The sequence below is a fragment of the Arenimonas sp. genome, from assembly GCF_019459675.1.
GTDB lineage: Bacteria > Pseudomonadota > Gammaproteobacteria > Xanthomonadales > Xanthomonadaceae > Arenimonas.
In genome coordinates, this window is the sequence record NZ_JAIBFH010000133.1 from 1 (window position 1) to 8,911 (window position 8,911).

Annotated in this window: 8 protein-coding genes and 1 pseudogene; 3 read left to right on the forward strand and 6 right to left on the reverse strand. The window is 67.5% G+C overall.

Annotation, left to right across the window (positions count from 1 at the left end; genetic code table 11):
• Positions 1-253: hypothetical protein (locus tag K0M70_RS04765; RefSeq protein ID WP_290779969.1), on the forward strand; the 253-nt coding region annotated here is incomplete at its 5' end.
• 157 nt (positions 254-410) lie between these two features.
• On the opposite strand, the gene K0M70_RS04770 is transcribed toward K0M70_RS04765, so the two are convergent.
• From K0M70_RS04770 to sufT, 4 genes and pseudogenes are all read right to left on the reverse strand, one after another.
• Positions 411-2,225, reverse strand: coding sequence for a S8 family serine peptidase (locus K0M70_RS04770; RefSeq protein WP_290779971.1), 1,815 nt, complete (start codon positions 2,223-2,225; stop codon positions 411-413).
• A 501-nt stretch (positions 2,226-2,726) separates the two neighbouring features.
• Positions 2,727-3,017, reverse strand: coding sequence for a proprotein convertase P-domain-containing protein (locus tag K0M70_RS04775; RefSeq protein WP_290779982.1), 291 nt, complete (start codon positions 3,015-3,017; stop codon positions 2,727-2,729).
• 84 nt (positions 3,018-3,101) lie between these two features.
• Positions 3,102-4,907 (reverse strand): annotated as a pseudogene (locus K0M70_RS04780) (S8 family peptidase); the annotation flags it as partial.
• 355 nt (positions 4,908-5,262) lie between these two features.
• On the reverse strand, positions 5,263-5,817 hold the full coding sequence (gene sufT / locus K0M70_RS04785) for a putative Fe-S cluster assembly protein SufT (RefSeq protein WP_290779973.1): 555 nt from the start codon (positions 5,815-5,817) through the stop codon (positions 5,263-5,265).
• A 61-nt stretch (positions 5,818-5,878) separates the two neighbouring features.
• Here sufT and K0M70_RS04790 point away from each other — a divergent pair, with 61 nt between their 5' ends.
• Positions 5,879-6,301, forward strand: a complete 423-nt coding sequence (locus K0M70_RS04790) for a hypothetical protein (protein WP_290779976.1) — start codon at positions 5,879-5,881, stop codon at positions 6,299-6,301.
• A gap of 33 nt (positions 6,302-6,334) precedes the next feature.
• Here K0M70_RS04790 and K0M70_RS04795 read toward each other — a convergent pair whose 3' ends face one another.
• Complete coding sequence (locus K0M70_RS04795; protein WP_290779978.1) at positions 6,335-7,726, reverse strand: NAD(P)(+) transhydrogenase (Re/Si-specific) subunit beta; 1,392 nt, start codon at positions 7,724-7,726, stop codon at positions 6,335-6,337.
• Positions 7,723-8,019, reverse strand: a complete 297-nt coding sequence (locus K0M70_RS04800; RefSeq protein WP_290779980.1) for an NAD(P) transhydrogenase subunit alpha — start codon at positions 8,017-8,019, stop codon at positions 7,723-7,725. Before K0M70_RS04800 ends, K0M70_RS04795 begins: the two co-directional genes overlap by 4 nt.
• 170 nt (positions 8,020-8,189) lie before the next feature.
• Here K0M70_RS04800 and K0M70_RS04805 point away from each other — a divergent pair, with 170 nt between their 5' ends.
• Complete coding sequence (locus tag K0M70_RS04805) at positions 8,190-8,738, forward strand: RNA polymerase sigma factor (RefSeq protein ID WP_290779984.1); 549 nt, start codon at positions 8,190-8,192, stop codon at positions 8,736-8,738.
• The last annotated feature ends 173 nt before the right edge of the window (positions 8,739-8,911 follow it).

Genomic DNA, 8,911 nt, shown 5'->3' on the forward strand with positions numbered 1-8,911 from the left:
GGGTAAAAAAAAACAAACCCCCCACCGCGAGGCGGCGGCGCCGAACGCGGCCGCACGGGTATGTGCGCCGGCGTGCGGCACGAAAGCGATACGTGACATGAGTCCCCCTTGCCTGCCGCCGAACGCCTTAGGCTCGCCTGATCAGCCAGCCCAGGCCGCCCCCCTGATTCACGGCGCAAGTTTAGTGAACAAAATTCACCGTGTCCACAGTAACTTCATGTTTTTACGAAGATTTATAGACGTCATATTCTGACGCATGGGGTCCGACTGCGCCGTGGAAAGACCAAAGGCAATGAAAACAGGCACTTTCCGGACTGAGCACCACGTCACATTGTGACGCCGGGGCCTGCCGCGCAAAAAAGACCCCGGCCGAAGCCGGGGTCCTGGCGTTGCAGAGGGTCAGCCCCGGATCAGAAGGTGATCGACCAGCTGTTGATGTAGCCGACGTCGCCAGCGGCGTTGTCGTTCACGCGAAGCCTCCAGGTGCCGTTGAGCAGCTCGCTCGACAGGTTGCGGCTGAAGGTGCCGATGACGTTGTCGGTGCTGCTGCCGGTGCGGTTGTGGATGTTGTACAGCGTGCCGTCCGGAGCCACGAGGTCGACCTTGAGGTCACCCTTGTAGGTGTGGACGATGTTCACCGACACCGACGATGTGCTGGACGCATTGCCGCTGCGGCCTGAAACGGTGATCGGGCTGTCCACCGTGGCGTTGTCGAGAATCTGGTAGTCGGCGGTGTTGCTATACGTGGTGGTGCCACCGGTCGGCGGCGGCGTGGTGGTGCCACCGGCGGCATCCACCAGCGCCCTGGCGTTGATGATGCCCGCACCGCAGCCGCCCGAGCACGCGCCCGAAAGCGGATACGCCGTGGCCTTGAGCTGCGCTTCCACCTGCGCCGGGGTGTACATCGCCAGGCCCAGGGCCAGTCGACGGCTCTGCACCAGCGCCACGGCTCCCGCCACGTGCGGCGATGCCATCGAGGTGCCGTTATACGAGGCGTACGACTCCGCGCCCGGACCGGCGGTGCCGGCGTTGAGCGTGGAGAGGATGCCCGAGCCCGGGGCCGACACGTCAATCAGCGTGCCGTAGTTCGAGAAGCTCGAACGTGCGCTGGCGCTGGTGATCGAGGCGACGTTCACCACGTTGTTGCAGCTGGCCGGGGTGAAGCCCGACGCGTTGGCGTTGCTGTTGCCCGCCGCCACCACCACCGTGGTGCCGCGGCTGACGGCGCTGTTGATCGCCGCCTGGGTGGTGGCATCACACGCGCCGCCGCCGCCGAGGGACATGTTGATGACGTCGGCCGACGCTGCCGCCGAAAGGGTGGGCACGCCGCTGACGGCGCCACCGGAAGCCCAGATGATGGCGTCGGCGATGTCGGACGTTGAACCACCGCCGCGACCCAGCACGCGCACCGGCATCACCTTGGCGCCCCATGCGGTACCGGCGACGCCCTTGGCGTTGTTGGTGACCGCGGCCCCCGTGCCCGCCCCGGGGGTGCCGGGCCAGCTGGACGGGTTGCCGCCCGAATAGTCGCCCGGATCGGCAGGGTTGGAATCGCGGCCGTTGCCGTCACCCGCCGTGGTCACGTTGGTGATGAAGTCGTAGCCGGCCACGATGTTGGCAGCCAGGTCGGTGTGGGCCACGTAGCCGGTGTCGAGCACCGCCACGATCACGCCCGAACCATTGGCCACGTCCCAGGCGGTGTTCGCCCGGATGCCGGCGTCGGCATCGGTAAAGCCCCACTGCTCGGCGTAACGCGTGTCGTTGGGGGTGAGCATGTGCGTCATCACGCGGTCGATCTGGACGTACTCGACGTTCGGATTGGCGGCGATCTGGCGCATCATTGTTTCGGCTTCAGACGCACTGAGCTTCTGCGAGGTGGCAACGACGTCGGCGCCCAGCGACATGCGGCGGACATGGCTGGCGCCCAGCGACTTGCCGGGCGCGGCACGCTCGCCGGGCTGCTGGCGCGCGGCCTGGACCATCTGGTTGGCGCCGACGGCCGCAGCCTGCAGCGAACGATTGAGTTCGCCCGTGCTGGAGGCTTCCGGCGTACCGGCCTTGTACTTGACGATGAAACGATCGAACTGGGTGCCCGATTCAATGGCGCTCAGGTCGATACGGGGTGCGGGCTGGGCGCCCGCGGCAAAAGCGGCCTGCGCTGCAAGGGCGAGAGAGGTGGCCGCGACGATGCCGCGCAAACGAAGCTTGCGAGTGTTGTTGCTCACGTAGGTGGTTCCCCGAAAAATGAATACATCGATGACCGCTGGGCGGCCGTACTTTTCATCCATGACCCGGGTCCCCTGGGCAAGAACTTTCCCCCGCGGGCCTTTTCGGCCTCTGGTGAAAGCAGGGATTCTTGACCACCCGGAGGTGAGACGCAAAACACATTTTCATGACACGCGGCCGACGCTAGCGTGACAAAAGTGGGCGGTCAAGCCGCACTGCGGGAGCGGCAGCGGGGGGCTTCGGGCTCCACCGGCCTTCACACGCAAAGTGCTTAAAAAAGCCACTTTCCCGTAGGCCGCGGACGCCGACGCGCAACCCTCCTGGACCGGCGCAGGACCCACCCTCCCGGCTCCGTGACCATAGTGCGCAAACTTCCCCCGGCATCACCCCACCCGGCGACCCGTTCCCGGGCGATCAAAGCGGGTGGCGAAGGCGGTTGTCGACAAAAAAAGACCCCGGCCGAAGCCGGGGTCCAGGTGCATCCAGGACTCAACAATGGATCAGAAGGTGATGGTCCAGCTGTTGATGTAGCCGGTGTCGCCGCCGGCGTTGTCATTCACCCGCAGCCTCCAGGTACCGTTCAGCGCTTCGCTGGTGAGGTTGCGGCTGAAGGTGCCGACGATGTTGTCGGCGCTGCCGCCGCTGCGGTTGTGGATGTTGTACAGCGTGCCGTCCGGAGCCACGAGGTCGACCTTGAGGTCACCCTTGTAGGTATGGACGATGTTGACCGCAATCGAGGCATTGCTCGGGCCATTGCCGGTGCGGCCGGACACCGTGATCGGGCTGTCCACCGTCGTGTTGTCGAGGATCGAGTAGTCGGCAGTGTTGCTGTACGTGACCGGGCCGGTGGGCGGCGGCGTAGTGCCGCCGGCGGTGTAGTTGCCGACCAGGCTGACGCCGCTGAAGCTCGAGTAGGCCTTCACGCGCACGTGGTAGGTGCCGGCCGACGGCGCCGCAATGGTGCAGGTTTCGGCATTTCCACCCAGGTACGGGCGGCAGACGTAGGACGTGTCGGTCGGCGCGGTGCCGAACTGCACGTACAGATCAGCGTCACCGGTGCCGCCCGACATGGTGAAGGTCAGGTTGGTGGCTCCGGCCGGAACAGCCATCGTGTAGTTGAGCGAGTTGCCGGTGGTTGCGGCAAGGCCGGTAACCGCGACGCCCTTGGTCAGGGTGCCGCCGGTCGGCGGCGGCGGGGGCGGCGGCGGGGTGCCACCACCGGCCGCATCCACCAGCGCCTTGGCGTTGATGATGCCCGCGCCGCAGCCGCCCGAGCACGCGCCCGAGAGCGGATACGCCGTGGACTTGAGCAGCGCCTCCATTTCAGCCGGCGTGTAGAGCGCCAGGCCCAGGGCCAGGCGGCGGCTCTGGGTCAGCGCAACGGCGCCGGCCACGTGCGGCGATGCCATCGACGTGCCGTTGTAGGACGCATACGACTCGGTACCCGGACCCGCGGTGCCGGTGTTGAGCGTGGACAGGATGCCCGAGCCCGGAGCCGACACGTCGATCAGCGTGCCGTAGTTCGAGAAGCTCGAACGCGCGCTGGCGCTGGTGATCGAGGCGACGTTCACCACGTTGTTGCAGCTGGCCGGCGAGAAGCCGGAAGCGTTGGCATTGCTGTTGCCGGCCGCGACCACGACCGTGGTGCCGCGGCTGACGGCGCTGTTGATGGCGTTCTGGGTGGCGGTGTCGCAGGAACCACCGCCGCCCAGGGACATGTTGATCACGTCGGCTGCATTGGCGGCGGACAGGGTGGGCACACCGCTGACGGTGCCGCCCGACGACCAGATGATCGCGTCGGCAATGTCCGAGGTGTAGCCGCCGCCCTTGCCCAGCGCGCGCACCGGCATGACCTTGGCGCCCCACGCGGTACCGGCGACGCCCTTGGCGTTGTTGGTCACGGCGGCCACGGTGCCGGCCACGTGCGTACCGTGCCAGCTGGAAGGCTGGCCACCGGACGCATCGCCCGGATCGCTCGGATCGGCATCACGGCCGTTGCCGTCGGCCGAAACCGCGGTGTCGATGATGAAGTCGTAGCCCGGCACGATGTTGGCGGCCAGGTCGGAGTGGGCCACGTAGCCCGTGTCGATCACGGCGACGATGATGCCCGTGCCGTTGGCAACGTCCCACGCCTCGTTGGCGCGGATGCCGGCGTCGGCGTCGGTGTAACCCCACTGTTCGCCGTAGCGGGTGTCGTTGGGCGTGAGGGTGTGCTTGAGGATGCGGTCGATCTGCACGTACTCGACGTTGGGGTTGGCCGCGATCTGGCGCATCAGGGTCTCGGCGTCGGCGCGCCCGAGCTTCTGGGACGAGGCCACGACGTCGGCGCCCATGGCCATGCGGCGCAGGTGGCTGGCGGCCAGCGGCTTGGCGGCGGAGCGCTCGCCGCGCTGCACGCGCGACGCCTGCCCCAGCTGGTTGGCGCCGACGGCGGCCGACTGCAGGGAGCGGCTGAGCGCGGCCTGGCTGGAAGCTTCCGGCGTGCCTTGTTTGTACTTGACGATGAAGCGGTCGAACTGCGTGTCCGATTGGATCGCGCTCAGGTCAACCCGCGGGGCGGGCTGGACGCCGGCGGCGAAAGAGGCCTGCGCCGCGAGGGCAAGGGAGGTGGCCGCGACGATGCCGCGCAAACGAAGCTTGCGAGAGTTATTGATCACGTTGGTGGTTCCCCGAAAATTGATGACAACGAAGGCCGCGTGACGGCCGTGTTTGCATCCCTGCCCCGGGTCCCCTGGCCAGAACTTTTCCCCACGCGGGCCATCAATGGCCTCGAGTCGAATCAGGGAGTTCATGCCACCCGGACGCGTGATGCAGATCACACTTGCTTCACGACAGCCCGACGCTAGCGTGCCAGAAGTCATAGGTCAAGCCGGGCGGACCGGCTTGCAATAGGCCCGACAGCGTTACTAACCGCCCAGGAAAAAACCAACAGATACGGGGCTTTGTGTACAGCCCGGGCGGCGCAGGAAGCCGGCGCCGCTGGTGCAATGCAGCAGTTGATTGCGCGAACCAGAGCCTCCGGACATCGTCCCGGAGTCAGAACATGCCTGTGTCGAGGCGCGCCGCGTCCGACATCATTCCCTGGTTCCAGGGCGGGTCGAAGACCAGGTCCACGTCCACATCCACCACCGTCGGCACGCGCTCGACCTTGGTGCGCACGTCCTCCACCAGGATGTCGCCCATGCCGCAGCCAGGCGCCGTCAGCGTCATGCGGATGGCGACAGTGCGATCACCCTGATCGTTGCGGCTCAGTTCGCAGTCGTACACCAGGCCCAGCTCGACGATGTTGACCGGGATCTCGGGATCGAAGCAGGTGCGCAGCTGTTCCCAGACCAGTTTCTCGACCGCGTCGTCGCCCGCGCCCTCGGGAAGTTCCAGGGGCGCCGGCTTCGGCTTTCCGATGGCATCGGCATCGTCGCCGGCAATCCGGAACAGGTTGCCGTCCACGAATACCGTGAACGAGCCGCCCAGAGCCTGTGTGATGTAGCCGCTGGTCCCGGGCGGGAGAGTCACGGCCTCGCCCTGCGGCACCATCACGGCGGGGCAGTCGCGCTCGAACTTCACCGGTTCGCTGGTCCTGGAATAACTCACTCGGGTATCGCCTGGCTGCAAAGGCGGCTATTTTAGCGCGCCAGCCCGCTTGGAAACCGCCTTGCCCCCTTCCGATCGCCCAAGTTCGCCCAGCCGGTGGCTGATACCCCTGCTGGCGCTGTGCGTAGGCGTGCTGGGCATGACCGCCGCCTGGCTGGCCCTGGCGATGTTCCTGGGCAGCCCCTGCGGCTGGCTGGCGCCGCTTGCGGCGCTGGACATGGCCCTGATGCTCAGGCTGTCGGCGGCGCCCGCCGGGCGCATCCGCGCCGCCCTGGCCATCCTGGGTACCGTGACCGCCGTCGTGCTCAGCTACTGGATGATGGCCGCCACCCAGATGGGCCAGCTGCTGGGCCTGAGCCCGCTGGAATCGGCGCAGCGCCTGGGGCCGGTGCTGGCCGGCGAACTGGTCAGGCACATGACCAACGGTTGGGACGTCGCGTTTGCGGCGCTGGCGCTGGTGCTGGCCTGGCGATTCGGACGTTGAAGCCCGCCTGGCGGCGGGCCCCTGCCTGCCCGGTCAGTGCCCGCCGTCCACCGACTTGAGCTCCGCCACCAGCTGGCTGACGGCCGCTGCCGCGTCGCCGTAAAGCATGCGGGTGTTGTCGGCGTAGAACAGCGCATTCTCGATACCGGCGAAGCCGGTGCCCTTGCCGCGCTTGATGACGATGGTGTTCTTGGAGTTCACCACGTCCAGGATCGGCATGCCGAAGATCGGCGACGCCGGATCGGTCTTGGCCACCGGGTTGACCACGTCGTTGGCGCCGATCACCAGCGACACGTCGGTGTTCGGGAACTCGGGGTTGATGTCGTCCATGTCGGCGATCAGGTCATAAGGTACGCCCGCTTCCGCCAGCAGCACGTTCATGTGCCCGGGCATGCGCCCGGCCACCGGATGGATGGCGAAGCGCACCTTCACGCCGCGCTTCATCAGCACCTGGGTGAGCTCCCAGACCTTGTGCTGCGCCTGGGCAACGGCCAGGCCGTAGCCGGGCACGATCACCACGCGCTCGGCATAGGCCATCATCGCGGCCACGTCGCCCGCTTCGATGGGCTTCTGCGCGCCGGCAATTTCCGCCGCTTCGCCGGTCTGGCCAAAGCTGCCGAACAGCACGCTGGCGATCGACCGGTTCATGGCCTTGGCCATCAGCTGGGTGAGCATGGTGCCGGCCGCGCCCACCACCATGCCGGCGATGATCAGGGCCTCGTTCTGCAGCACGTAGCCCTCGAAGGCCACGGCCAGGCCGGTCAGCGCGTTGTAGAGCGAGATGACCACCGGCATGTCGGCGCCGCCGATGGGCAGCGTCATCAGGATGCCCACCGCCAGCGCGGCAACGAAGAAGCCGATGATGACCGGCTGCTCCAGCCCGTAAACCGTCAGCGCGCCCAATACGATGGCGACCAGGAACACCAGGGCGTTGAACGCCTGCTGGCCCGGGAAGGTGAAGCGCTTGTCCATGCGGCCGTCGAGCTTGGCCCAGGCGATCACCGAGCCGGTGAGCGATATCGAACCGATCAGTGCGCCCACCACCGCAAGCACCAGCACGGTTTGCGATGGCGCCATGCCCGCATCGGAGAACTTGAGCAGCTCCACCGCGCCGATGGCGGCGGCCGAACCACCGCCCAGCCCGTTGTATAGCGCCACCATCTGCGGCATGTCGGTCATGGCCACGCGCTTTCCCGAGACCCACGCCACCAGCGTGCCCAGGAACACCGCCAGGGCGATCAGCCCGATGTTCTCAAGCCCCGGCAGCAGGAAAGTAGCCACGGTGGCGACCACCATGCCGACGCCCGCCCACTGGATGCCGCTGCGCGCCGTCACCGGCGACGCCATGCGCTTGATGCCCAGGATGAACAGCAGCGCCGCAACGAAATAGCTGGCCTTGACCAGGATCATCATCCAGTCGCTCATGCGCCGCCTCCGGGCTTCTTGGACGACTTGAACATCTCAAGCATGCGCTCGGTGACCACGTAGCCGCCGGCGGCATTGCCTGCACCCATCAGCACGGCGAGGAAGCCGATCACTTTCTCGGTGGTGGTGTCGGCATGGCCCAGCACCACCATCGCGCCGATCATCACGATGCCGTGCACGAAGTTGGAGCCCGACATCAGCGGCGTGTGCAGGATCACCGGCACCCGGCCGATGATCTCGTAGCCGGTGAAGGCAGCGAGCACGAAGATGTAGAGCGCGACGAAACCGTCCATGTCCCCTCCCCACGCGAATGCGCGAACGCTTGCATCATAACCATAGTCTGAACGCCGGCTAGGGGTCGGCGATGGCGGCTGGCGGGCCCGCCCGCGCCGGGGACCTCGTCAACCGGGTCCGGCCTGATGCGTTATAAGTCGTCATGACCGGCCTTGATGCCCCACGCGTGATGCCTTTTGACGCTGCTCCCGCCGCGACCACCCAGAGCCTGGACCAGTTCCTGGCCGGGGTGGAGCGTCGTGCCTTCCGCATGGCCGAGCTGGCGCTGGGACATCGCGAAGACGCGCTGGACGCGGTGCAGGAGGCCATGATCAAGCTGGTGGCCTACCGCGAACGCCCCGCCGAAGAGTGGACGCCGCTGTTCTGGAGCATCCTTCGCAGCCAGGTCACCGACCGCCACAGGCGCGACACCGTGCGCCGCCGCTTCCTGGCCGTGCTGGGCCGCAGCCCCGAGCCCAGCGAGGACCCACTGGAGATGCTGCCCGACCCGGGTGAGGATCCGGCCCGCCGCCACGCCGCCGGCGAGGCTTGGGCCGCGCTGGGACGCGCGCTGCGCAAGCTGCCGCGGCGCCAGCGCGAGGCCTACCTGCTGCGCGAACTGCAGGGCCTGGACGTTGCCCAGACCGCAGCGGCCATGGGCTGTTCCGACGGCTCGGTGAAGACCCACCTGTCCAGGGCGATGTCCGCCCTGCGGCTCCAACTGGAGGACTGGCGATGACCAGCCACGACCCGAACATCCCCGGCATGCGCGATCTGTTCGAACGGGCCAGCGCCCGCGTCGACCAGGGCGCCGCCAACCGCCTGCGGCTTGCGCCCCCGGCCGCCCTGGCGTACCCGCCGCGCGGGCGCCAGGCCCGGCGGGTGGTGGCCGCGGGGGCCCTCGCCCCCCCC

Coding starts and splice junctions, on each gene's coding strand:
- K0M70_RS04795 (WP_290779978.1), bottom strand. CDS start 7,726: ATGAGCGACTGGATGATGATCCTGGTCAAGGCCAGCTATTTCGTTGCG.
- K0M70_RS04800 (WP_290779980.1), bottom strand. CDS start 8,019: ATGGACGGTTTCGTCGCGCTCTACATCTTCGTGCTCGCTGCCTTCACC.
- K0M70_RS04805 (WP_290779984.1), top strand. CDS start 8,190: ATGCCTTTTGACGCTGCTCCCGCCGCGACCACCCAGAGCCTGGACCAG.